Below are 23,513 nucleotides of genomic sequence, written 5' to 3'. Positions count from 1 at the left end.
AGCTGGTGGTGTTGTCACAAGCGGAATTCGCCGACGCCGTACGCAAGGCCCTGCGGCACCTCTCCCGGCCCGCCGAGCTGACCGCCAGCCCCCTCGCCCGCAGCAGGCTCGTCGTCGAACACCCCGACTCCGATCCGGCCGAGGCCCTGCGGCTGCTCCTCGACCAAGCCATCGACGACCTGGGCCGAGACCCGCGCGCGAGCAAATTTCAGAGAGCCGTCGACGTCACCTACCGCCGCGGCGCCCCCACGCAGGAAGCCGCCGCCGAACGCCTCGATCTCCCCTTCACCACCTACCGCCGCCACCTGCTCACCGGCATAGACCGCATCAGCGAAGACCTCTGGCACCGCGAACTCTACGGAACGAACCAGAGCTGAGGACAAGCCCACGCGAAGCTGCTGCGCGGCGCGGCGATCAGGGCGTTGGCCGGTCAGCGGACGAGAGGAAGTCGAGGAGCAGTCTGTTGACCTCTCCCGCTGTTCCAGGCCGGCCGACCCCACGGAGCCGGGATGGCCGACGGACAGGCAGGCGAGACTAGTGACCCTGGCGGGCGCGGCGATGGCGGTCAGCTGTGCCAGTGCGGCACTCATCGGCCAGAGATCGGCCCGTGAATGATCAGCGCCGAAGGCCACCAGCCAGCGACAGCCCGCGTTCGCCGCCTGCTTGGCGCGTACGGCCAGAAGAGCCGACTGCGCGCCCTGGTTACGGTGATCCGGCAGCGTCCCCGCGGCGTTCAACGAGCCGACCTCCCCGAGGACGAACAGGTTGGCGGTGCCGATCATCTTGTCGCCCTCCCAGGCCGCGAACGGGTGGAAGTCCGGGTCGTCGATGGTGGCCGCCATCATCTCGGCGAACCCTTCCGGCGGCAGCACCGACGGCGCGAGCTGGATGACGGCGCCCCGACTGTCCTGCGTAAGGTAGAAGTCCACCAGACGGCCGATGAGGTCGGCCGTGACCGGCTCCTCGAAGCCGAAACCCAGCGCCTTGCTCCAGAACCCGGTCGGGTCGTTGTGCACCGACAACGCCACACCGCCTCCCACGCGCGTGGTGGCGATCGCCAGCCGTGACTTGATCGCCGACGGCGCCATCGACACGAACCGGTACATGAGCTCCGCCTCAATGCCTTCGGCGAGCGCGGCCGGCAGCTGTTCCATGGAAATACCCCCTACAGGTGAATCGTCGGCTGTTGTAGAAAGTGCTGATCGGGGGGTCATGTCACTGCCCGTCTGGCGGCACGCCGCTCCGGGGGCGCAGCCCCTTGGCGCATGCCGTCAGCCGATGGCGGTCAGTAGCTCGCGGCGGAACAGCCCGGGTGCGGGATAGCGGGAGGCTTCGGCGCCCAGCGTCATGATCAGATCGATGAGGCCGGGTCTGGCCAGCACCTGCTCGGCGGGCTCCAGCATCGAGCCCACGTCCGCGAGGGCACGCAGCAGGTCGGGGTGGGAAAGCTTGGTCGCGTCCAGCGCTCTGATGACCTGCCAAGCCGGGTCGTCCGTCTCGTAGCGCTCGCCCTTGAGCACGGAGCCGGTCTCCGTGAGCCGGTGCGTGTCCCAGTCGCGCAGCGCCTGGTAATAGGGCGCGACCGTGGTCTCCAGCGCCTCGGTGAAGGAGAGGGCCAGTTTGACGTGATCGTGCGCGTCCACGGCGTCGATCGAGTCCCGCAGCAGTGCGCTGTGCACCAGCCCCATCGACAGTCCCAGCCCGAACGTGGGGTTCGTCGTCGCCCAGGCGTCGCCCACGGGGAGCAGGCCCGTCACCACCGGAAGTCCGTCGGCGACCAGGTCGCGCCGCCTGGTTTGGCCGGCCGACATGACCTGTACACCGGTGAGCGGCTCGCCATGTCGTGCCCAGCGAGCGTACTCGGGGAACAGCTCGATCGCGCGGTCCCAGGCGTCCGCGTCTCGCAAGGCCCGCAGGTCGCGGTCGTGGCTGGAGGCCACGAGGATCAGGGACCAGGCGCCGTTGTCGCCGGGCAGGGTGCCCGCGGTGATGGTCTCCTGGTGGATGAGCGGCCACTGCACCGCCTCCGGCAGCCCGTTACCGCTGTCACGGTAGTGCCGGGCGTAGTAGATGAACCCGGCGTCGGCTCGCTCCTCGGTGCCGCGGATCGGGCCGAGTTCGGCCAGCATCCTGGCGGCCTGCGAGTTGCGGCCGCCCGCGTCCACGACCAGGTCGGCGTGGAGCACCTGTCCATCGCGGGTCTCCACCCCGGCGATGTGCGGCACGCCGGGCAGCCGCGCGCTTCCGGCCACCAGCCGTACGATGCCGTCGCCCCGCCGTACGGTGACACCTGGGGTGCGTGCGGCAATGGTGGCCAGCGCGAACTCCAGGACCGGCCGGCGGGCGGCGATGGTCTCGTAACGCTCATCGCCCGGCAGCCGGCCTCCCACGGCCGGCACGCTCCATGCCCCGCCGATCATGTTGTGCCGCCTGGCGCCCGCCGCTTCCAGCTCGGCAACCACTTCGGGCAGTTCCCGCTCCAGCAGGGCCAGCCCGCGGGGCATGATCAGATGGGGCAGGCGGAACTGGCTCACTCCGGGCCGTTCCCAGGACTCCCATGCCTGCGCGGCTGTCGAGGGTGGTTCGGCGGGGTCGCGTTCCAGCACGGTGACCTGGTGGCCTCGTCCGGCGAGCAGCATCGCGGCGGCGAGGCCGGCCGGTCCGGCTCCTATGACGATTATGTTCATGCTCATGCCGGTTACGGTCGGCCCGGGCGCCGCCCGTTCACCAGGTCGGACCGTGTCCACTTTCTGCCCATTCGAGATCCGGAGCATGAGCGAAGCCGACCGCGGCTTCCGCGTGCACCCGCGCGCTCTGGAACACCGGGATGCCGCTGCCCTGGATCCTTCAGAACCCCGCGTCGCGGTGGCCGAGCCGACACTGATCGGCCGGGTAATCGCGGCGTGGCCGAGTTTCGCGTTGATCGGGGCGTACGAGATGCTGATGAGCCAGATCCGCCGGGTCAGCCGGACAACGAGCACAAACCCAGCAGGCCGCAGAGGCGGCAGGCGAGGGCTCCTCCGCCTACTCCAGTGCCGTTGATGACGAGGAGCCCGAAGGCGTCCCGGATGGGGACGCTGCGCCTGCTGTTGATCGCAATGGCGAGGGTCGCGCGTTGCAGCGGGCGGCGTGGCGATGGGCGCTGGAGCATCGTGGACCAGATGGTGATCTGCCCAGCAGAGTCAAGATTGGTTTTCGCGTAGTCCTCGCTGGGCCGTCTGGTGAAGAACGCTGGGCTTGCCGGCGAACTGGCCGATGAGCAGAGGATCGAGGGTGAGTCGGAAGAGCCGCCGGACGTGATCGGGAGGCTGCCTGCTTACTGCGGCGACTCGCCGGAGGTCCACACGCTGTAGTCAGTCGCGTAGACGGGTGAGTGCCTGTGGAGTCAGGTGTCGTGTGAGTTTCTCCAAGAGTGCGGTGACTTCGGCGACCCGTTGGGGGTCGTCGGTGTCCAGGACTTTGGCCAGCGTGGCGTCGATGGAGGTCGAGCGGATCTGCTCCACCCGGCCGGAGATCGCGGGGGCGGGCTGGATGAGGAGCCGGCGGCGGTCGCGGGGGTCAGGTTCGGTGATGATGGCGCCGGCTTCGCGGAGTCGGGCCACCGCGGCCGACACGGCGCTCTGTGGGAGGCCGGTGCGAGATGCGATCTCGCCGATCGCCGAGCCTGGGTGCGCGCGCACGTCGCTGACCACGATCAGCACCGTCCGGACGTTGGTCGGCTGGTCTCCGAGGCCCTCGGTTGGCAGCGCCTCCTCGCCGATCTTCATCAGCGTGCGGCCGAGCAGGAACAGTTCGACTCCGTTCATGTGACCCAAGATACATCAGAAGAGATGCATCTATATTGATGTATCAGCTTTGATGTTTTAGTGTCTGACGCAGACCACGGCCCTTTGAGGCCACTGGAGAAAGAGGACCCCGAAATGACCAACGCGCGCACCCTGGCGACCGGCCGCCTGCCCGTTCCCGGCGCGAGCCTCTACTACGAGGTACGCGGCACCGGCCCGATGCTGCTGATCTCCCAAAGCGGCGAGGGTGACGCCGGCCGCAGCATCGACCTGGTCGACCAGCTCACCGCCGACTACACCGTTGTCACCTACGACCGGCGCGGGCTGTCCCGAAGCACCCTCGACGACCCCGCCCGGGGAGTGACACTGGCCGAGCACGCCGACGACGTGCACCGCCTGCTGGCCACCCTCACCGACGAACCGGCGCTCATGCTCGGCTGCAGCCTCGGCGCCTCCATCGGCTTCCACCTGGTCACCGGCCATCCCGACCAGATCAGCACGCTCATCGCCCACGAGCCCGTCACCCCCCGGCTGCTTCCCGCCGACCGGCGCGCCCACCACGAGAGGGAACTGGAGGAGATCCAGCACATCCACCGCCGAGACGGCCTGCAGGCGACCTTCAAGATGGTCGCGGAGGTGCTCGGCATCGACCCCGCCAACCCCGACGTCGAACCCGACCTCACCCCGCAGCCGATGACCCCGCAGCGCGTCAGCAACTTCGACTTCTTCGTAGAGCACGACTTCACCGCCGTCATCCGCGACACCCTCGACGTCGCCGCGCTCACGACCGCCCCCACCCGCATCGTCCCGGTTGCGGGCCGCACCACGCCGCACACCGTCTTCGACCGCCAGTGCGCCACGGCGCTAGCCGACCTGCTCGGCGCGCAGTTGCACGTGTTCCCTGGCGGTCACAACGGCAACACCACCCACCCCAGGGCCTACGCCGCCGCCCTCCGCAAGGCCGGGATTGAACAGCGGTACAGCCGTTGGCGCTGAGAATGATCTTGCTCTCGGGGTGGGTGCTGAGCTGGGCGTAGCCCGCTGGGCCAGTGCCCGTGAACAAACTGATCGTTGAGTGCCTGTCCTGAACTTCTGACCACGGGCTGAGGGACGGTTGACAATTCCGGGGCTACCGCATGTCGCGGTCTCCGATGATCAGGGATACCCCCGCGTTGAAGATGTCGTCGGGGGTGAGTCCGGTGCGGCGGGTTTCTGCCAGGGCGCGGGCGATGGTGGGGAATGCCTGCGTGAACTCTTTTGCGGTCTGGCTGTCCATGGTATGGGCGCCTGCCGAGTCCTGCTCTTCGATGACGTGGCCGAAGGTGTAGTGGATGCTGGTGAAGACGACGTTCGCCGCCTCGGCCAGGGGCAGGCCGCGGTCTTCGAGGGTGCGGAGTGCGTGTTCGGCGATGCGGGCGAGGGTGGGGGTGCCGGGCGGTCGGGCGCCGGCCACGACTCGGGCGCCGTCGGGGTAGGCCAGCAGTGCCTGGCGCAGGCGGTGGAGGACGGCGGTCAGCCAGGGCTGCCAGGGCTGGCCTAGGGGCAGTGGCGTGAGTTCGGCGAACTGTTCTTGCAGGATGGCTTCGGCCATCGCTTCCAGGAGTTCTTGCTTGTCGTTGAAGCGCCAGTAGATGGCAGGGGCCTTGACCTGCAGGCTGGTGGTGAGCCTGCGGAAGGTCACCCCGGTCAGCCCTTCCTGTTTCAGCAGCGTCAGGGCTTGCTTCACGATCGTCTCGACATCCACGGCAACCACTCTATAACTGTGTTACATTGGCCTCGCTGTAACGTCGTTATAGAAGGGTGTGGTCATGAACCAAGCACTCGTGGACAGCATGTGGAACTACATCAAGGCCGGACTGGCCATGGACGTGGATACGCTGGACCAGCTGTATGACCCGGCGTTTGAGAACGTGCGGGTGGATGAGTCCGGCCAGACGGTCACCCTGACCAAGGCCCAGTTCATGGCACGCTTCCGCGCGCTGCGCGAACAAGGCCAGTCGGTGGGGGACTCCGTCGACGACGTCACCTTCCCGGCCACCACCGACTTCGGCGACCACGCGGCGATCATCATGCGCCGGGTCAAAGACAACGCGCCGGTGCTGTATGCCTTCATCTGGCGAATGGACGAGGGGCAGCCGACCACCATCCTGCGCGAGATCACCTTCGACAAGGACATCAGCTACCTGGTGAAGATGGTGCAGGCCGCGAAGGACGCATAGCGGTATCGGAGGGGCGCGCCCCTCGTAAGAGGCGTTCGGCCGGTAGACAGTGGGGCGGGAGACGGAGAACACTTCGGCCAGCCAGGGAAGAGGGTGCCGGTGCCCCTCTGCCCATCACGGCTGGGTCGCGCGGCCAGTGTGTCCGGGCGCGTGACCGACTACCTCTCGATCTAGCCGGCGGGAAGCGGATCTTGACCGAGGATGTGTGCCCCGTTGGCGGCGGAGGCGCGGACCGCGGCGAAGCCCGCGTCGATCATCTGGTGCTCGTGGGAGCGCAGCGCCGGGATCAGCAGACCGCCTCGGGTGAGTGCTGCGGTGAGTGCCGCCGCGTCGCTCAGGGCCAGGTTGGCCCCGGCCCCGCCCGCCGGGCTCATGGCGTGGGCGGCGTCGCCGAGGAGCGTGACGCGGTGGTCGTCCACGCCGGATCGGGACGCTGGTGCGCAGGGGCATCGGGAAGATCTCCGTCCAGGTGATCGCGGTGAACATGTTGCCCATGCCCTCGGCCAGGCCGGAGGGGATCTTGCCGTAGAGCTGGACGAGGCCAGTGCCGACGACGCGGGCGTGCGGCAGCTACTGTCGGCGGACGGCGGAGTTGATGCCGTCGGCGCCGATGAGCACCTCACCCCGTGACCGTGGAGCCGTCCGCGAAGCGCGTCGTCACCTGCTCGGCTGCCATCTGGAAGCCGACCAGCCGCCTGCCGTACGTGACCGTCTCGTTCACGTCTGCCAGGAGGGCGTCGCGCAGCACCTGCCGGTCGACTGCTAGGCCTGTCGCACAGGTAGCTGCCGCCAGCCACAAACGAGTGTTTCCCTCGTGGATGAGGTTTGCGGAGCAGTGATGTCTGTCTTGCCGGGTCCCGGCCGATGGTGCCGCCGGCTATGGCGAGGTGACAGATCTCCGGCGAGGTTTAGCGGTGAGGGCCTGTTACCGGCTGCCCGACTTGACGTCTTTCGGGCGTAGCGTCGGGCTGCAGCGTGGAAGGCGGGTGGCTGGGCCTTTCTTCTTGACCCTGACCTCTATGCGGGGCGCCTGCGGTCGAGTGCGTCCACGCCGTCGAGGACGCGCTCGAGACCGAAGGTGAACTCGGCGTCTCCGTCATCCCTGTCGTCGTCTACGGCTCCAGCGGCGATGGCCGCGCTGAGTGCGGGGAAACGTTGCTCATCGATCAATTTCGTGAGGGTGGTGCCGTAGCGGATCTGGGTGCGTTGATCGCCCGTCTGAAGGCCGACAGTCAGGCTCGCCCAGTTGCGGACGAAACCTGACAGCAGCATGATCACCGAGATCTTCTCGCTTTCGGTGATGCCGGTGCCGTGCAGGCGGGAGAGTCCCCGTTCCAGCCAGGCGATCTGGTTCGGTGTGATCGGGGGTGCGGTGATGGGGATCTGCAGCATCCATGGGTTTCTGCGCAGCGCGGCAAGGTAGTCCCAAGCCCAGCGGCAAAGGCCGGTGCGCCAGTCCGTGTCCTCTTGGTCGGTGGTCGGTGGACCGATGCCTGCGTCCAGCATCAGATCGAGGAGTTCGTCCTTGGCGGCGACATATCGGTAGAGGGCCATCGTGGAGACGCCGAGTTCCTTTGCAACCCGCACCATGGACACCGCTGCCAGGCCGTCGGTGGAGGCGACTTGAACGGCGGCCTCGACGATCCGCCTCAGGCTCAATCCGGGCCTGGGCCCGGGACCTGGGCGGCTGCGCACGCCCCACGCCGCTTCGATGCTCGCCGGCAGCCCGGTGCCGCTGTCCTCGTCCATCCCCTGGCCTCCACGGTTGACCGTCATCCCAGAGATGTGTATACCATACGCATCGAGTTTAAGACTTACGCAGTCTCGTGTAAGTCTTACGCAGTAGAAACACTGCATTCACGACCTAACCAGGAGAGCCACGTGCGCAACACCAACGTCCTGATTTCCGGCGCGAGCATCGCCGGCCCAGCGCTCGCATACTGGCTGCGCCGGTACGGATTCACCCCCACCGTGGTGGAACGGGCACCGAGGTTGCGGCCCGGCGGCTACAAGGTCGACCTGCGCGGCGTGGCGGTGGATGTCATCGACCAGATGGGGATCGGCGCCGAAGTGCGCAGCCGGGCAACCGACATCCGTGGCGGAACCTGGCTGACCGTCTCCGGAAAGGCCGTGGCGACTCTGGGCCCCGACGTGGTCGGGTTCCGCGATCCCGGCGATCTGGAAATCCTGCGCGGCGACCTAGGCGAAATCCTCCACGAGGCGACGCGTGGAGAGGTGGAGTACCTCTTCGATGATGCCATCACCGCAATCAGCGAGGACGTCTCCGGCGCGCACGTCACCTTCGAAAAGGGACCATCGCGCACCTTCGATCTGGTGGTGGGCGCCGATGGGCTGCACTCCGGCGTCCGCGCGCTGGCGTTCGGCCCTGAGTCACAGTTCGCCCATCGGCTCGGACTGAGCGTCGCGGTCTTCAGCGTCCCCAACCATCTGAGCCTCGACCGTTGGGAACTGGCCTGCACAACCGCGGGTCACATCGTCAACCTGTACGGTCTGCGGCAATCCACCGATGCCACGGTCCAGTTCTTCTTTCCCACCCCCGACCCGCACCCTGACCGCCACGATCTGGGCGCCCAGCAGCAGGCCCTGGCCGATGCGTTCGCCGGCCGCGGATGGGAGGTGCCCCGGCTGCTGGGCGCCATGGCGACCGCACCCGACTTCTACTTCGACTCGCTGGCCCAGATACGTATGCCCTGCTGGTCGAACGGGCGGACGGTGCTGCTGGGCGATGCGGCCTACTGTCCCTCTCCGGCGTCCGGTCAAGGGACCAGCCTCGCCCTGGTGGGCGCCTACGTGCTGGCGGGGGAACTTGCCGCGGCCCATGGCGACCACCGCACCGCGTTCACACGGTTCGAGCAGGAGATGCACGCGTTCGTGGAGCTGAACCAAGAGCTCGGACGTGACGTGGCCGAGCAACTGGTGCCCGCCACCCGGTTCCGCGCCTGGCTGCAGTTGACGATGATGCGGATGATGCCGTACATGCCCGGAAAGGCCAGGGTCATGGAGAAGATGATGAAGCCGATCCGCGAAGCGGCCAACGCCATCACCCTTAAGACCTACACGGCCGCACCATCGCCACTACCGGATCACCCGGCGCCGCGATGAAGCTGGGGCCTCATCCGAACTCGGCGACGAGATGGCGTACCAGCCCGAAACGGAAGCCGAACGCGGCAGATGGCTGCCTCCATCCGATGCTTGCCTCACGTGGGCGCGGGCCTGAGTTTGGGCCAGGCGGTAGGAGTGAGTACCGGTCTCGATGATGTTGCCGCCGAAGGTGAGTCGATCGACGATGGCACAGGCGGGGATCGGTGAAGATCTTGGTCCAGGAATCTGGGGGTGGCACATGTTCCTGTCGGAGGATCCTAGGCTCCTAGCTGGGGCTCCTGAGTTCTTCCAACCACGCACGTTTCCGCAGGGCAGATCTGTAACGCTTCCCGGGTACCTCGCGCTTCAAGCCCTCCTGGCCACCTGCTGGTTATCACTGCGTGGAGCCGGCGGCACGGGGGTCGAGCAGGATGAGGACGGTTAGCAGGACGATCCAGGCGATGACGGCAGCCAGCAGGATCCGGCTGGAGGAAAGCCCGCGGGGCGGGAACTTCGGCGTCTTCACAGCCACCCGCTCTTGCGTAGCAGCCGGTAGACGATGATCACGGCGATGACCATGACGGTCAGGCTGAGGGGGTAGCCGAGTAGCCAGTGCAACTCGGGCATGTAGTCGAAGTTCATGCCGTAGATCCCGGCGATCATGGTGGGCACGGCGATGAGGGCGGCCCAGGAGGAGATCTTGCGCATGTCGGCGTTCTGCTGCATGGCCGCCGCGCTGTGCTCCCGGCTCACCAGGGCCAGGTGCGCGCTCAATGCGCTGGTCAGTAACTCGTTGTGCTCGTCGACCTGGGCATCCACCCGAAGCAGGTGGTCCAGCACGTCGCGGAAGTGCTCGCGGGCGACGGTGCACAGCTCCACCCGGCCCTTGACGATCTCCTCCAGGACCGGCACCAGCGGGTCCTGGGCTGCGCGGAACTCCAGCACCTCCCGTTTGAGGGAGTAGATGTCCTCGGTGACGTCGGCGAATTCGCCGCTGAAGACCCGTCGCTCCAACGCGATGAGGTCGTGCTCGACCTCGTGGGAGATCTGGGAGTAGGTGTCGACGACCTGGTCGCAGATCGCGTACAGCACTCCGGCGGGGCCGGCGGCCAGCAGGTCGGGATCGGATTCAATGCGTCGGCGTACGCCGGCCAGCGGGTTGGCCTGGCCGTGGCGGACGCTGATGACGAAGTCACCGCTCAGGAACAGGTTGATCTCGCCGACCTCGATGTCGGAGGTCTCCTCCACGTACTGCAGCGGTTTGAGCACCACGAACAGCGTGTCGTCGTAGCGTTCGAGCTTGGGCCGCTGGTGGGCGTGGATGGCGTCCTCGATCGCGAGCGGGTGCAGGTCGACCTCACTGGTGATCAGGTCGAACTCGTCCTGGGTGGGGTCGTGCAGGCCGATCCATAGGAAGCAGTCGCCTTTGGCGCGGGCGGCGGTGAAGGCGTCGCTGATGTCGCCCGTGATGGTCTCCCGTATGCCGTTGCAGTAGATCGCCTTGTCCACAATCACATCAGGCATTGTGACGGATCCGGCAATCCTCCAAATTCCTCTCTTGCGCCCGAGTTTGCGTACAACGTAAACTTACGACGTACACAAACAATGAGGAGAGCATCATGATCACGATCGCGATCATCGTCCCGTTCGTGTGGCTGGCCTGGCTGGTCCTCACCGAGTGGGTGCCGATGTTCCCGCTCAACGACCTGTCCCCGGGCAATGTGCGCGACCGATTACTGGCCGCGGCCATCAACTACCCGTTCCCCCTGCTCATTGCGGCGGGCATCGCCATCCAGCAGACCTGGTCGCTTGTCGCGGCCGCCGCCCTGTGCGGCCTGATCATCACCGGGCACGTGCTGAGCTGGTGGCTGCCGTACTTCGGCGTCAGCTCGGCCGCCCAGCGCGAGTCCTATCGGCGCGACTACGCCCGCACCTTGAAGATCCTCCCCACCAAGGGCCACGACGTCGTCATCGACGTCCAGCACATGGTGGTCGGGGCGCTGTCCCTGCTGATGCTGGCGACTACGCTGACCGCTACCTTGAGCGGATGACCCATCCAGGCCGTCCCCGGCGCGGTGGGCGGCCGCCCGTGCTCAGCCTCGAACGCATCGTGGCCGCCGCCATCGAGGTCCTGGACGCCGAAGGGCTGGACGCGTTGACCATGCGCCGCCTGGGCTCCCAGCTCGGCGTCTCGGCGATGTCCCTCTACCGGCACGTCCCCAACCGCGACGCCCTGCTGGCCGCGCTCGTCGACCACCTGTTCGCCGAGGCCGTCGTGGAGTTCGAGCCGGGAACGCCGTGGCCGGACGCGCTGGCCCGGTTCGGCGCGGCGTACCGGCGGATGTTGCTCGCCCACCCGCACGCCGTGCCGCTGCTGGCCACCCATCCCGTGGACACCCGCACTGGGCTGGCGCTGCTGGGCGGGCTGCTGGACCGGTTCGTGGCCTCGGGGGTGGCGCGCCAGGACGCGCTGACCGCCGTGCAATCCGTCGGCGTGTACGTCCTGGGCCACGCCCTGGCCCAGGTCGGCACACCGCCCGGCGCGGAGGCCGCGGCGGCGCCGGTCACCGACCCCACCGCCCTGGCGTTCTACGACCAGTGGTTCGACGCTGGGCTGCACGCCATGATCTCCGGCTTCGAACGGCGACTCTGCGCCTGCCGATAATGACATCCGCCCGGGTCATGCCTCTGTGAGGGCTTCGTACGGCGTGCGCGGGCAGCGGCCACCCAGGCGACGGAAATCTGTGCGGCGGGATGGTCGGGCGTGCTCCTCGCCTGGCCTACCTGACCGTCGCGAATACTTCCGTCGCGCTGCGGTTTGCTCCTTCCGTCAGATGCTCGCCGACATCCTCACCGTCAACGCCACCCTGGTCAGCCAGGCGCAGAACGAGGAGATGAAGAAGATCTCCTCCTGGGCCGCCATCCTACGGACAGGGTCTATCTCGCGGATGTACGCGCTGACGTTCCGCTCGCCCGCGTGGGCCATCGGGTCGCCGGTGAATCCTCCGGTGGACAGCAGCAGCGACCCGAACACCGGGCCGTTCACCGCCCCCAGTGCACGCCACGTGCCGAGCTCGTCGAACCCCGCCTGAAACAGCGCCCCCACCAGCGCATCGAGCGGCTCCAGCGCCCGCGCGGAGGTCGCTGATCTTGGCGGACTCGCCCGCCGAGCAGCGCAAGACGGGTTTGGAGGCGACGCGGCCGCTCGCCGAGCTGCTGCGAGACGGGCGCGGGCTCGTGGCGGACCTGTCAGGGGCGCCCATGCGGCCGAGCTCCAGGCAGCCGTCGTCGGTCATCGCGACCGCGTGCGCCCGGCCCGCACCGCCGCATCCGCCGCGCCGGATCTTGATGCTGGTACCCCCCGATGGCTACGTCGCCTGGACGGGCGAACGAGACGGGCTTGGCCAGGCGCTCACCTCCTGGTTCGGCCAGGCCGCGCCGGCCAAGTGAGGGCGCGGGTGCCGAATCCCAGGTCCTTCGGCACCCGCTGGATGCTTGCGAAGAGTTGAACGATGTCTCGATCGTTCACAGGGATGGCATCCTGGCGATGTGTGGATCGGTTTGCTCGGGCCCCTGGAGGTGCGAGCCGATGACGGCGAGACCGTCGAGGTGGTGGGCCTGCGGCTGCGTCGCCTGCTGGCACGCCTGGCGCTGAGCTCTGCGCGGCCGGTGAGCGTGGAGGCCCTGGTCGAGGCGGTTTGGGGCCACGAGCCCCCAGGAAACGCTGCCAATTCGCTGCAGTCGCTGATCACCCGGCTTCGTCGCGCTGTTGGGTCATCGCGCTTGTCATTGGTGTCAGGTGGATACCGGCTGGCGCTCGCCAACGACCGTGTGGATGTCGGGCGCTTCGAGGACCTGATCGCCGAGGGTCGAGCGGCGATGGCGGCCGGAGAGCTGGAACACGCGCGCGACCGGCTCGGGGAAGCGTGCCTCTTATGGCGCGGCCAACCCTTCGCCGACCTGGGCACGGACTTCGCTACCGGATTCGCGGCGCGCCTGCACGAGCTGCGGCTGAGTGCGATCGAAGATCGTGCTGAGGCAAGGCTGCGGCTCGGTGAGCCCGTCGAGCTGGAACAGGTGGCGGCCGAGCATCCGCTGCGTGAGCGGTTGCAGGCCCTGCACATGCGGGCCCTGGTCGCCGCGGGCAGGCCGGCTGACGCCCTGAGCGCCTTTGAAGATCTGCGCCGCCGGCTCGCCGAGGAGCTCGGGACCGACCCATCCGCTGAGGTACGGGAAGTGCATCTATCCGTTTTGCGCGCCGAGCGACCTGCCGCACGGACCAATCTGCGCACGCCGTTGACCAGCTTCGTCGGCAGGACGGAGGAGGTGGAGCGGCTGGGCAAGCTGCTGGCCGGCTCTCGGCTGGTGACGCTGGTGGGTCCCGGTGGCGCGGGGAAGACCCGGCTGGCCACCGAGATGGCCATCAGGGTTGCTGGCCGGTTCCCCGGCGGGGCGTGGCTGGTGGAGCTGGCCGGGATCCGTGATCCTGCGGAGGTTCCATCGGCGGTGCTGGCCGCGCTCGGCCGGCGTGAGGGCGGCCTGTTCCACCTCGGCTCAGGGATGTCCGTCGATCCGCTGGAGCGTGTGGCCGAGGTGCTGCGCGAGCAACAGCTGCTGCTGCTGTTGGACAATTGCGAGCACCTCATCGAGGCCTGCGCTCGCGTGGCGGAGGTCCTGGCCGGCACATGTCCGCGGCTCAGCGTGCTGGTCACCTCGCGAGAGCCGATGGCGATCACCGGTGAGGTGCTGTTTCCCGTGGGTCCGCTGCGCACCCCTACGCAGGCGGACGATGCGCTCGATTCCCCAGCGGTGCGGCTATTCGTCGATCGGGCCGGCGCCGTGCGTTCGGGGTTTGCGCTCAGCGAGGAGAACACGGCGGCTGTCGTGGAGATCTGCCGGCGTCTGGACGGACTGCCGCTGGCGATCGAGCTGGCCTGTGCGCGGCTGCGGACGCTGCCGGTGGCCGAGGTCGCCGCCCGGCTGGGCGACCGGTTCCGGTTGCTGACCGGCGGCAGTCGTACGGCACTGCCGCGGCACCAGACGCTGGCGGCCGTGGTGGAGTGGAGCTGGGAGCTGTTCAGCGAGACGGAACGGATCGCCGCGCGGCGGCTGGCGGTGTTCGCCGATGGGGCGACCCTCGACGCGGCCCAGGCTGTGTGCGCGGGGGACGGTGTGCCGGGTGAAGACGTGCTCGACCTGCTGGGCGCGCTGGTCGACAAGTCGTTCCTGGAGCTGATCGAAACGCCTGAGCCGCGCTATCGCATGCTGGACACCATCCGGGCCTACGCCGCGGCGGCGTTGGCCCAGTCGGGAGAGGCCGCCCGGATCCGGCGAGCGCACGCTGCCCACTTTCTGACCATGGCCGAGACAGCCGATCCCGCACTGCGCTCGTCGCAGCAGTTGCGCTGGATGGCGCGCCTCGAACCTGAGCGGGCCAATTTCCATACCGCTCTCCGCTGGGCGGCGGATGACGCGGATCCTCAGACCGCGGTCCGGCTCCTTGTGGCACTCGGCTGGTTCTGGGTGCTGCGGGGCGAGCATGCCGAGGCGGCCGCATTGTCACGCGACATCCTCTCGGCCACCGGCAACATCGCCCGGGATATCCTCGCAGCCGCCTATGCCTACGACGCGATGAACCACTACGCCGTGGACGACCGCGAGCGCGCGAACGCGTCGAAGGCGACGGCACAGGAGCTGGCGGCGGGTATCGGGTCGCCGCATCCGGCGACATCGATGATCGCAATGATCGACTTGCTGGAGGGATCGACGATCGACGCAGCACGTGCTCAGCTCGCCAAGCTGGCCAGGCATGACGATCCGTGGGTCGTCGCCATGGCCGACCTGATGAGCGGGCACGCCGCCGCGGCCGCCGGTGACGCCGCGAACGCCGCAGCGTACCTGGCCGCTGCCCGTGACCGGTTCTCCGCCATCGGCGACCGGTGGGGCGTGGCGGGCGCGGTCAGCTCGTTGGGGACAGGCAGCAGCCTCACCGGGGACCACGCGACGTCAATCGCCGCGCTCAGTGAAACGATCAGTGTTCACGACGCGCTGGGTGCGTTGGATGACGCCACCGTGACGCGGGTGGAGTTGGCGCTGGAGCGGCTGCGTGGGGGAGACCTCGAGAACGCTCGCACCGATCTGATCCGCGCCGCGGCGGACGCCTCAGCCCGGCGCTCGGCCGACCTGCGCGCCTTTATCGAGGTCGGCCTGGGCGAACTCGCCCGCCGCGCCGACGATCCAGAGCAATCGCGAACGCTGTTCGAAGGCGCACTGCAGACGTTGCGCGACACCCAAGGCCCCGCCGTGCGATTCCGCACCCTCGCGCTAATCGGGCTGGCCCGCCTTCGGGCGAACGGGGGAGATCTGCGTGGCACGCGCTCGCACCTTGAGCAGGCCCTCGCCGTCAGCATGGCCCCGGCTGGCGACCGGCCACTGATCGCCACGGTCGCCGAGGCCTGCGCCGAACTGAAGATCGCGCGCGGGGACGCCGCGGCGGCGGCCCGGCTGCTGGGACTGGCCGCCGCGATCCGTGGTCAACCGGACCTCGGCGACGCGCAGGTCCGCAAGGCCGGGAACACGGCCCGGGCCGCGCTCGGTGACCAGACGTACGAGAGCACGTACGAGGCCGCCGTTCGCCTCGGGGCGGAGGCCGCGGTGGCCGCACTGGCTCAGGATTGGCGGCGATAGGCCCATACGGCCAGCGGCGCGAACACCGCGATCACTCCGGCCGTCCACAGCACGGCATGGAACACGGCGTTGCCCACGGGCAGGCCGAGCATCAGGCCGCGGGCCGCGTCCGACAGCTGCGACACAGGATTGATCTTCACCCAGGCCTGCAACCAGCCTGGCAGCTGACCGGTGGGGACGAAGATGTTGCTGCCGAAGGTGAGGGGCAGCACCATCACGAAGGCTACCCCCTGGATGCCCTCCGGGTTCTTCACCACCATGCCGACGAGGGCGGCGATCCAGCACACCGCGAACGCGAAGGCCAGCAGCAACGCCAGGGCGGCCACCACCGGCAACGGCCCGGCATGAACCCGAAAGCCGAGGATCGCGCCGAACCCGAACACCACCCCCAGGCACATCATGTACTTGACCAGGTCGCCGAGAACATGGCCGACCAGCGGGGCCGACCGGGCGATGGGCAGACTGCGGAATCGGTCGAACACCCCGGTGCGCACGTCGGTGTGCAAGGACAGCGAGGTGCCCATCGAGGCGAACATCAACGCCTGCACCGCGATCCCGGGTAACACGTACTGCAGGTAGGAGTGCCAGTCACCGGACACCGAGTTGCCGAACAGGAACACGAACATCAACACGAACGTGATCGGCATCAGCAGTACGTCCAGCAGCTGGTCCGGCGAGTGCCTGATCTTCAGCAGGGTCCTCCCGGCCAAGATCAGGCCATGCCGCGTCGCTCGGACAGGGTTCATTTCCGCTCTCCCGTCAGGGCCAGGAAGACTTCGTCCAGGTTGGCCAGCCGTACCCCCAGCTCGGCGACCGCAATGCCGTCCCGCTCCAGCCGGGCGGCCACGGCGGTCAGCGCCTGGACGCCTTCGACGGGCACGGAAACCAGCCCGTCCACGCGGTCAGAGTCGGGGGCGGCGCCGGTCACATCCGCCACGACGGTGGCCACCGTGTCCAGCTGGGTTGGGTCCATCGGGCGCACGTCCAGGGTCTGGCCACCGACCTTTGCCTTGAGCTGTGCCGGGGTGCCGGTCTCGATGACCGTGCCGTGGTCGATGACGGCGATGTTGTGGGCGAGCTGGTCGGCCTCGTCCAGGTACTGGGTGGTGAGCAGGACGGTGGTGCCGTCGGCGACCAGGCTGCGGACCAGGTCCCAGACGTCGCCGCGGGCGCGCGGGTCCAGTCCGGTGGTGGGCTCGTCCAGGAACAGCACCCGGGGGCGGCCGATCAAGCTCACGGCCACGTCCAGGCGCCTCCGCATGCCGCCGGAGTACGTTTTGACCAGCCGATTGCCGGCGTCGGCGAGGTCGAAGCGATCCAGCAGCTCCGTCGCTCGGTTTCGGGCATCGCGCCGGGCCAGGTCCGACAGCCGGGCGATGATGAAGAGGTTCTCATAGCCGGTGAGCCCTTCGTCCACGGCGGCGTACTGGCCCGTCAGTCCGATGAGGTCGCGGACCTTGCCCGGCTCGCGGGCCACGTCGAAGCCGCCTACCTGGGCGACGCCCGCGTCGGGGCGGAGCAGCGTGGCGAGGATGCGCACGACGGTGGTCTTGCCGGCGCCATTGGGGCCGAGCAGCCCCAGCACGGTGCCCGGCCGTACCGATAGGTCGACTCCAGCCAGCGCGACCGTCTTTCCGTAGCGTTTCTCCAGGCCCTCGACCTGGATCGCCGGTTGTCTCATGGTTCCAGGCTCGCCGGGTGCACTGTCATGGCACGCACACAGCGCTGAGCTCTGGTCGATGGCCAATGTCAGGGTCTACGGCGGCGGTTGCCAACCCCAAGGAGATTCCTGCCTGCCGCCTAACTCATGCGCCGATATGCTACGTTCCCGTGGCTGAATTGGAATCTGAATGACAAGCGAGTTTCGTGAGATTGCTGAAGGCATCGCGCATGAACTGGGCGAGCGGGAGATCGTCGAGGGTTATCACCCGGCCCAATTCATCATCCAGAGGGATGATGGCTCCCTGTATCTTAGTTTCGGCGGTTGGAAGAGTGGGGCACGGTCAACGTCAGCCCGAACGACCCGGACAGGGCATCGACCCATGACGCGATACAGTACCGCAGAACACCTGACCCAATTGGAGTGCCAACATGGCTAGGCAGATCGTTGAGTCCTTTATCGACGACATCGACGGCAGCGGTGCTGAGGGAACCAGCCGGTTCGCTCTCGACGGCACGCACTACGAGATCGACCTGTCAGGCGCGAACAGGGACAAGCTGGAGAAGGCGCTTGCTCCCTTCATCACCAAGGCTCGTGCGGTGAAGGCTGAGCGTGATGGCCGTGGCGGACGTGGAGCTGGTGCAGCTCGGGCGATGAGCCGTGAGAAGAGCTCCGAGATCCGGCAGTGGGCCAAGGCTAACGGCCTGCCCGTCAGCGAGCGCGGCCGTATCGCCTCCACCGTCGTCGAGAATTACGAAGCCGCACATTAGGACAGCCCTCGCAAGAGCCTCGGCGGCACTCTCGCCGAGGCTCTCTGCGTGTTCATGACTCAGGTCCCCCGGTTTCATGCCCACTACTGACGCCTTGAGTGCCCTCTGCCTTCAGCTTGAGACTGCCGAGGACCTTATTGATCCATTCAATGGAGATCGAGCTCTTGCCCCGCGTGACCACTATGATCATGGTCGCCACTGTGATGATCGCCATCAGCCCAAGACAGGCGAAGATGACTACAAGACTTGAGTCCATGCCGCTTCCTCGGGGGTTGTCCGTACTGTCATCAGCGTCGCCAGGTCGAACTTGCCGTCACAAACCCCGGCTGTGAAGGCGGCCCACTCCGCAGGAGTGAACGCGAGAACAGGACTGTCCTGCTCCTTGCTGTCTCGCGGCGCGACGTTGCTGTCGGAGAGCGGGGCGACCTCGACACAGGCGTCTGCGTCATTGCAGAAGATGCTCTTCCGCCAAGCCGCCTTCGAAGGGTGGTTGTGCATTCTCTCCCCCCAATGGCTAAAGGGAATCCACTGTCCCTTGTTGAGGTGATCGACTCTAACGTCGCCACAACATGGCTTTGCGCTGGATGAAGACACGTGATTCGTCCTCGTCTAAAGCCGTCGACCGGATACGGTCGAACGCCACTTCGTATCCGGCCACTCGTTCGCGATCTTCGACGAAGTGAGCAGTATAAAGCTGTTCCAGGTAGACAACATCGTCGAATGCCGCAAACTGCAGATGAATAAAGGTGCCGGTGTTCACCGCAAGTGAGTCCAGGGCGAGAACTTGGACACTGACGTGCGGGGAATGACTTCCTGCGCGTAGTCCTCGGGTTGCCGGCTCGACCGGAGACGCCCAGCTAGCTGGGGAAGCAGCCTCCGCCTCCCCAGACGTCTTGTGAACATCTCAGGGAGTTCTTTACCGTAAGTTTCCCACCACCCTCGCTGCTCGGCATCCCGCAACAGGCCGAAGAGCTCGTCAAGTTTGTCTCCATCCAAGCGATAGAGCTTCGCCACGGCCTTGTATCTTCATTGCTGGGCATGGTCCCTGCGGCCTCGAGGCTGATCTTGCTCGGCGACCAGCCGGGTTCCACGGCCGCCCTGACCATGGTGTTTCGCCGCTCAGGCAGCTCCTGGCCGAGCCGGAGCCTGCGTGCCGTCGGGCTGCCCTGCCGCGTAGGCACCGTCCGCTCTCCTCGTCGGGAAGGAAGCTGTAGCCGGATTTTGGAACCCAGCATTCGGGGCCGCTCGCTCAGCCTTTTTTCACTGCAAGTTGCATATGGCGTGCCACGAAGACCTTTAGAGGGCGAGAGGAGGCGCGCAAGAGGGACGTCGCCCAGATGAGGGGCATTTCTCCCGCACCCCGTCTAGGTTGACGGCGCTATGCAAGATGCATACAATTGCCAGGACAGCTGACTCTTCCCTTGCTCAAGTATTGCGGCAGCGCTCTGGAGAAGAGACCGCCTCCAGTAGAGCCGCGAAAGGGGTCTTCTGTGTACTCACAAGAGACCAAGGGACTCAGCCGAATCAAGTCCCGAATCTGGGAACTCGTCGCATGGGCCGACCGCGAAATCTGCATGGAGCCCGATGAATTCGCGCACCACGTCGGCTGACCGCGACCAGGTCGGCTTCGGCTCCCGCCACTACCGCGGCCCACGCTCCGACCAGCTCAGCGTTCCACCACGTGGACAGAAGAGGTGTCCCTGACCAGCGTGTAGAACGCCAAAAGCCCTCTCCCGAAGGAGGGGGCTTCATGCTGTCCGGGAAGTGGAGCCGGACAAGATCTGGTCAATCGCAAGGCAAGGCCTAGCACTCCAGGCGGGGAAGACTGTTGGAATCGGACGATGTTGGGCGGGTAGGCCGCGTTGCATGACCAGACAGTCGCTCCCCGCCGCTCGCCCGGTGCTGTGGCCTCTACGGCCTGCGGAATCGGCGATCTTCGACCCGCTGCTTCACCCTCTGACACCACACCGCGTCGGCTCTTGCGCGGCCACATAGTCCAGCGCACGGGCACTTCGCCGCAGGCATCCGGCAAGGCCGTGGTGCGAATGCTCGGTCTTTGCCCGCCGCAAGTCCCTGAGCTGCGGAAGATGGGTGAAATCGGTGCTGAAGAAATGGCAAGAGAAGCAGCGGCAGAACACCGGGCTGCCCTTGCCGTTCGCGCGGACGTTGTTCATCTCATGGTAGGAGCCGCCGAGCACGGGGACTGAGCCGACCCCGGCCCGGTGGCGGGCATCTCGTCGGCCGAAGTTTTGGCGATCACGGGGGTGGGCCCAGCGCTCGCTGGTATGTGGGGCCAAAGAGTCACCCGTGGAATCAGTGATCATCGGCGATCCTGACGGGGCCGTCCGGGAGCGGTTTCGGGCCGGCCAGTTGCACCAGCACCGCGCCACTGAGCAATATCACCGCCCCGGCCAGCTGCGTCAGGCCGAGCGCCTGGCCGAGTAGCAGCCAGGCCAGCACGGCGGCGACCAGCGGCTCCACCAGCGCCAGCACGCTGGCCAGCGCCGAAGGCAGATCACGCAGCGCCCGCAGCCCGGCCAGGTAGGGCAGCACAGTGCCGACCACGGCCAGCACCAGCAGCACCAACCACACGGGGGCCCGCAGGCCGCCGAGTGCCGATGGGGCGGTGAGCAGGCCAGCGGGCAGCGTCCACGGCGGGCTGACCGCGACCGCCACCACCGCGCCGATCGCCAGCCCGGCCGCGGTCAGCCCGAACGAGTCGTGCCTGCTCGCGCCGTGCTCGCCGAGCAGGAAGTACCCGGCTGAGCAGATCGCCGCGGCCAGCCCGGCGGCGACGCCGAGCAGGTCCAGCCGGGCGTCCTGCCAGATCTCCGCGACCAGGGCCAATCCGGCCACGGCCAGCCCGATACCCAGCCACACCAGCCCGGGCAGCCGGGCGCGCCGGACCACCCGCACCCACAGTGCGACCAGCGCGGGCGCCAGGTTGACCAGCACCATCGCCACCCCGACCGGAACCCTGGCCACGGCCAGGAAGAAGAACAGCTGAACCCCGGCGACGCCGAGCAGGCCGTAGCTGAGGAGCAGCCACAGGTCGGCGCGGCGGAACCGCAGTGCTTGCGGCCGCAGCACCGCGACCACCGGCGCCAGCAGTACCGCGGCCAGCGAGATCCGCACCGAGGTCACCGCGGCCGGGGACCAGCCCGCCGTCATCACCGCCTTGGCCAGGGGGCCGGAACTCGCGAACAGCACCCACGAGGTCAGGCTCAGCCCACTCGCCCGGCCCGGCCCGGCGCACGCGCGGTCTCCAGTACGGCCACGCCTGTAGTGTTCCTGCGGGATCAACATCCTGACCAATGATTTTCCGGAGGCCGGACTCCAGGGCAGCAGGGCGAGACGCTGTCCGTGGGCTGGGTCGAGGGTTGGGCACGGCGTTGCGGTTGGCACGACGGTGGCGCGCATTGAGTCTTCGGCATAGTTGCCGTCGGGCACGGCCACGGAGTCGGTGAAGGTGGAGCCTGGCAGCGGCGTGCCGACCGCCCGCAGGTCGATCACGTGGTGCTCGGCCCAGCCCCTCGGGCTCGATCGGCGGTGCGAGAGCCGGCTGACGGCCACGGGACGGGGCCCGAAGCTGGCCATTCTCCGCTCGGCTACTCTCGGTGCCACTGACGTTCACTCTGCGATCCGGGCAAACGGCAACCGAATCGTCACTCGGGAGACGCCAGCGCATGAATATGCCACCATCGCCACCTGGAGCGGAGCGGACTGACGGATCATCCGTCCAGATCGGAGCTCTCGTTCCGCTGACTCGGCCTGGCTGGGTCAAGGCAGGCCAACACTTCAGGGGAGTATCGCGGTGAGCAGCTCGACGGCCTTGCGGACATCAGCGTCCAACGGGCGATCGGGGTCGACCGGAGGGATCGCCTCGACCAGGGCGTCAAGGAGCGCCGCACAGCCCGGGGCCGTGGGGCGGCGGGCGCCGACGTGTGCTGCCTGCCGCAGTCCCACCGCCAGCGAGCCGCAGAGCAGGCGCAGCAGGGCGGCCGTGTCGTAGGCGCGAAGGGCGGCCTGGGTGCCGAAGGGCACCACGTCTTGGTTGTGCAGGTTGGTCGGCAGGCTCTGCATGCCGGCCGGCACGGCGGCGCGGCGGATCTCGGCGACGAACGCGGTGGTGGCGAGTTGTACCCCCTGCATCCCGTGTTGGCGGCCAGGTCCAGCGGCGAGCATCGGGGGCAGGCCACCATTGCGGGCCGGGTCGACGAGGAGGTCCAGCTGCCGCTCGGCGAGGTTGCCGAGCTGAGCGGCGACCATCGCCAGGACATCGGAGGCGAACGCGGCCGGCTGTCCGAAGAAGTTGCCGCCATGTACGACCAGGTCGTCATCGGGAAAGAACAACGGGTTGTCGCTGACGCTGGACAGGTCAGCCTCGACGACATTGTCGACGTACCGCAGTGCGTCCTCGGCGGCGCCGAGCAGTTGTGGGGAGCAGCGGATGCTGTACGGCTCTTGCAGCGCACGTGTGCCGGTCGGGCTGATCCCGGCGAGCGTCTTACGCATGCCGTCGGCGACGTCGGCCGCGCCACGATGGCCGTACGCGTTGAGGAGGAGCGGGTTGAGGAAGCCCGGGTCGCAGCCGAGCAGATCGACGAGCAGACAGGTGAGCGCCTGTATCGCGCGGTGGGAGGCCCGGATGCTGTCCAGGGCCAGGGCGGTGGCGGCGGTGGTGAGGGAAGTGCCGTTGACGAGCGCGAGGGCGTCCCGGCCGTCGAGCGTCAACGGGGTGAGCCCGGCCTGGCGGAGCGCCTCGGCCGCGGGCATCCGGCGTCCGTCGACATACGCCTGTCCCCGGCCACGCAGTGCCTGGGTGGCGTAGGCGAGCGGGATCAGGTCTCCGCTCGCGCCGACCGAACCGTAGCGTGGGATCGCTGGGACGAACGTCGTCGCCAACATCGCGGCAAGCCCGTCGACCACGTGTGCGGAAACCCCGGACACGCCCTGGGCGAGAGACCACACACGCACGAGAAGCGCGGCCCTGCCCACGTCATGGGGGAGATCCGGCCCTTGCCCGGCACCGAGGTGGGCCAGGGTGTTGTCGCACTGGTCCGCCTCCTCGTCCCGGCCGGGAAACCCGACCAGGGCGCCGAAGCCGGTGGTCGCGCCGTAGACCGGACGTTCCTCCTCCTTCAGCACGTCACGGAGGAAGTCACGGCCGCGCTCGACGCGGCTGCGGACGACCTCGTCGACTAGGACGGACACCGGCGTCGCGGCGCGGTGCAGGTCGGCGGGGCGCAGCGGTGCGCTGAGGTTGATGGAGCCTTCGCCGGAGGGCATA

Annotated in this window: 25 protein-coding genes; 8 read left to right on the top strand and 17 right to left on the bottom strand. The window is 67.8% G+C overall.

Annotated features, from left to right (window positions below):
• Positions 1 to 14: 14 nt before the first annotated feature.
• The 3 genes from ACTWPT_RS27970 to ACTWPT_RS27960 all read right to left on the bottom strand — a co-directional run bounded on the left by ACTWPT_RS27970 (position 15) and on the right by ACTWPT_RS27960 (position 3,806).
• A complete protein-coding gene (locus ACTWPT_RS27970; RefSeq protein ID WP_443180442.1) occupies positions 15 to 1,214 on the bottom strand; it encodes a GNAT family N-acetyltransferase in 1,200 nt (399 codons plus the stop codon).
• A gap of 57 nt (positions 1,215 to 1,271) precedes the next feature.
• Complete coding sequence (locus ACTWPT_RS27965; protein WP_443180441.1) at positions 1,272 to 2,693, bottom strand: FAD-dependent oxidoreductase; 1,422 nt, start codon at positions 2,691 to 2,693, stop codon at positions 1,272 to 1,274.
• A 660-nt stretch (positions 2,694 to 3,353) separates the two neighbouring features.
• Entirely contained in the window at positions 3,354 to 3,806 is a 453-nt protein-coding gene (locus tag ACTWPT_RS27960) for a MarR family winged helix-turn-helix transcriptional regulator (RefSeq protein ID WP_443180440.1), read from the bottom strand.
• Positions 3,807 to 3,920: 114 nt separating this feature from the next.
• Between ACTWPT_RS27960 and ACTWPT_RS27955 the strand changes: the two genes are divergently transcribed.
• A complete protein-coding gene (locus ACTWPT_RS27955; RefSeq protein WP_443180439.1) occupies positions 3,921 to 4,781 on the top strand; it encodes an alpha/beta fold hydrolase in 861 nt (286 codons plus the stop codon).
• Between the two features lie 133 nt (positions 4,782 to 4,914).
• Here the strand turns inward: ACTWPT_RS27955 and ACTWPT_RS27950 are convergent, their stop codons facing one another.
• Entirely contained in the window at positions 4,915 to 5,529 is a 615-nt protein-coding gene (locus tag ACTWPT_RS27950; RefSeq protein WP_443180438.1) for a TetR/AcrR family transcriptional regulator C-terminal domain-containing protein, read from the bottom strand.
• Positions 5,530 to 5,617: 88 nt separating this feature from the next.
• Here ACTWPT_RS27950 and ACTWPT_RS27945 point away from each other — a divergent pair, with 88 nt between their 5' ends.
• The gene (locus ACTWPT_RS27945; protein ID WP_443180437.1) at positions 5,618 to 6,004 is read left to right on the top strand and encodes a hypothetical protein; all 387 of its coding nucleotides are present in this window, start codon (positions 5,618 to 5,620) and stop codon (positions 6,002 to 6,004) included.
• A 170-nt stretch (positions 6,005 to 6,174) separates the two neighbouring features.
• Here the strand turns inward: ACTWPT_RS27945 and ACTWPT_RS27940 are convergent, their stop codons facing one another.
• Both ACTWPT_RS27940 and ACTWPT_RS27935 read right to left on the bottom strand, forming a co-directional pair.
• On the bottom strand, positions 6,175 to 6,423 hold the full coding sequence (locus ACTWPT_RS27940; RefSeq protein ID WP_443180436.1) for an FAD-dependent monooxygenase: 249 nt from the start codon (positions 6,421 to 6,423) through the stop codon (positions 6,175 to 6,177).
• A 598-nt stretch (positions 6,424 to 7,021) separates the two neighbouring features.
• A complete protein-coding gene (locus ACTWPT_RS27935) occupies positions 7,022 to 7,753 on the bottom strand; it encodes a TetR/AcrR family transcriptional regulator (RefSeq protein ID WP_443180435.1) in 732 nt (243 codons plus the stop codon).
• A gap of 36 nt (positions 7,754 to 7,789) precedes the next feature.
• On the opposite strand from ACTWPT_RS27935, the gene ACTWPT_RS27930 reads away from it, so the two are divergent.
• On the top strand, positions 7,790 to 9,127 hold the full coding sequence (locus ACTWPT_RS27930; protein WP_443180434.1) for an FAD-dependent monooxygenase: 1,338 nt from the start codon (positions 7,790 to 7,792) through the stop codon (positions 9,125 to 9,127).
• Between the two features lie 373 nt (positions 9,128 to 9,500).
• Here the strand turns inward: ACTWPT_RS27930 and ACTWPT_RS27925 are convergent, their stop codons facing one another.
• Together ACTWPT_RS27925 and ACTWPT_RS27920 are read right to left on the bottom strand one after the other, a co-directional pair.
• On the bottom strand, positions 9,501 to 9,638 hold the full coding sequence (locus tag ACTWPT_RS27925; RefSeq protein WP_443180433.1) for a hypothetical protein: 138 nt from the start codon (positions 9,636 to 9,638) through the stop codon (positions 9,501 to 9,503).
• Positions 9,629 to 10,630, bottom strand: a complete 1,002-nt coding sequence (locus ACTWPT_RS27920; RefSeq protein WP_443180432.1) for a magnesium and cobalt transport protein CorA — start codon at positions 10,628 to 10,630, stop codon at positions 9,629 to 9,631. The genes ACTWPT_RS27925 and ACTWPT_RS27920 overlap by 10 nt, the downstream gene beginning before the upstream one ends.
• A 95-nt stretch (positions 10,631 to 10,725) precedes the next feature.
• On the opposite strand from ACTWPT_RS27920, the gene ACTWPT_RS27915 reads away from it, so the two are divergent.
• Both ACTWPT_RS27915 and ACTWPT_RS27910 read left to right on the top strand, forming a co-directional pair.
• On the top strand, positions 10,726 to 11,157 hold the full coding sequence (locus tag ACTWPT_RS27915) for a hypothetical protein (RefSeq protein ID WP_443180431.1): 432 nt from the start codon (positions 10,726 to 10,728) through the stop codon (positions 11,155 to 11,157).
• Positions 11,154 to 11,771, top strand: a complete 618-nt coding sequence (locus ACTWPT_RS27910) for a TetR/AcrR family transcriptional regulator (RefSeq protein ID WP_443180430.1) — start codon at positions 11,154 to 11,156, stop codon at positions 11,769 to 11,771. Before ACTWPT_RS27915 ends, ACTWPT_RS27910 begins: the two co-directional genes overlap by 4 nt.
• Before the next feature lie 165 nt (positions 11,772 to 11,936).
• On the opposite strand, the gene ACTWPT_RS27905 is transcribed toward ACTWPT_RS27910, so the two are convergent.
• Positions 11,937 to 12,212: a hypothetical protein gene (locus ACTWPT_RS27905; protein ID WP_443180429.1), complete on the bottom strand. Its 276-nt coding sequence runs from the start codon at positions 12,210 to 12,212 to the stop codon at positions 11,937 to 11,939.
• Positions 12,213 to 12,256: 44 nt separating this feature from the next.
• Between ACTWPT_RS27905 and ACTWPT_RS27900 the strand changes: the two genes are divergently transcribed.
• Positions 12,257 to 12,556, top strand: coding sequence for an aromatic-ring hydroxylase C-terminal domain-containing protein (locus ACTWPT_RS27900; protein ID WP_443180428.1), 300 nt, complete (start codon positions 12,257 to 12,259; stop codon positions 12,554 to 12,556).
• A 99-nt stretch (positions 12,557 to 12,655) separates the two neighbouring features.
• Complete coding sequence (locus ACTWPT_RS27895; protein ID WP_443180427.1) at positions 12,656 to 15,793, top strand: BTAD domain-containing putative transcriptional regulator; 3,138 nt, start codon at positions 12,656 to 12,658, stop codon at positions 15,791 to 15,793.
• Here the strand turns inward: ACTWPT_RS27895 and ACTWPT_RS27890 are convergent.
• Both ACTWPT_RS27890 and ACTWPT_RS27885 read right to left on the bottom strand, forming a co-directional pair.
• Complete coding sequence (locus ACTWPT_RS27890; RefSeq protein WP_443180426.1) at positions 15,775 to 16,539, bottom strand: ABC transporter permease; 765 nt, start codon at positions 16,537 to 16,539, stop codon at positions 15,775 to 15,777. The two genes, ACTWPT_RS27895 and ACTWPT_RS27890, sit on opposite strands and share 19 nt — an antisense overlap.
• Entirely contained in the window at positions 16,536 to 17,474 is a 939-nt protein-coding gene (locus ACTWPT_RS27885; RefSeq protein ID WP_443180425.1) for an ATP-binding cassette domain-containing protein, read from the bottom strand. The genes ACTWPT_RS27890 and ACTWPT_RS27885 overlap by 4 nt, the downstream gene beginning before the upstream one ends.
• A gap of 410 nt (positions 17,475 to 17,884) precedes the next feature.
• Here ACTWPT_RS27885 and ACTWPT_RS27880 point away from each other — a divergent pair, with 410 nt between their 5' ends.
• Complete coding sequence (locus ACTWPT_RS27880; protein WP_443180424.1) at positions 17,885 to 18,223, top strand: histone-like nucleoid-structuring protein Lsr2; 339 nt, start codon at positions 17,885 to 17,887, stop codon at positions 18,221 to 18,223.
• 52 nt (positions 18,224 to 18,275) lie between these two features.
• On the opposite strand, the gene ACTWPT_RS27875 is transcribed toward ACTWPT_RS27880, so the two are convergent.
• From ACTWPT_RS27875 to ACTWPT_RS27850, 6 genes are all read right to left on the bottom strand, one after another.
• Entirely contained in the window at positions 18,276 to 18,479 is a 204-nt protein-coding gene (locus ACTWPT_RS27875) for a hypothetical protein (protein ID WP_443180577.1), read from the bottom strand.
• Positions 18,461 to 18,721: a DUF397 domain-containing protein gene (locus ACTWPT_RS27870; protein ID WP_443180423.1), complete on the bottom strand. Its 261-nt coding sequence runs from the start codon at positions 18,719 to 18,721 to the stop codon at positions 18,461 to 18,463. The genes ACTWPT_RS27875 and ACTWPT_RS27870 overlap by 19 nt, the downstream gene beginning before the upstream one ends.
• Before the next feature lie 55 nt (positions 18,722 to 18,776).
• Complete coding sequence (locus ACTWPT_RS27865; protein WP_443180422.1) at positions 18,777 to 18,983, bottom strand: Scr1 family TA system antitoxin-like transcriptional regulator; 207 nt, start codon at positions 18,981 to 18,983, stop codon at positions 18,777 to 18,779.
• 1,189 nt (positions 18,984 to 20,172) lie between these two features.
• The gene (locus ACTWPT_RS27860; RefSeq protein ID WP_443180421.1) at positions 20,173 to 20,547 is read right to left on the bottom strand and encodes a hypothetical protein; all 375 of its coding nucleotides are present in this window, start codon (positions 20,545 to 20,547) and stop codon (positions 20,173 to 20,175) included.
• Positions 20,537 to 21,820, bottom strand: coding sequence for an EamA family transporter (locus tag ACTWPT_RS27855; protein ID WP_443180420.1), 1,284 nt, complete (start codon positions 21,818 to 21,820; stop codon positions 20,537 to 20,539). The genes ACTWPT_RS27860 and ACTWPT_RS27855 overlap by 11 nt, the downstream gene beginning before the upstream one ends.
• 201 nt (positions 21,821 to 22,021) lie before the next feature.
• On the bottom strand, positions 22,022 to 23,512 hold the full coding sequence (locus ACTWPT_RS27850; RefSeq protein WP_443180419.1) for an aromatic amino acid ammonia-lyase: 1,491 nt from the start codon (positions 23,510 to 23,512) through the stop codon (positions 22,022 to 22,024).
• Between the last annotated feature and the right edge of the window lies 1 nt (position 23,513).

This window comes from Nonomuraea sp. 3N208 (genome assembly GCF_052245935.1).
Classification (GTDB): Bacteria; Actinomycetota; Actinomycetes; order Streptosporangiales; family Streptosporangiaceae; genus Nonomuraea.
The sequence above is the reverse complement of the archived record's forward strand: the minus strand, read 5'-3'. Positions and strand labels throughout refer to the sequence as shown.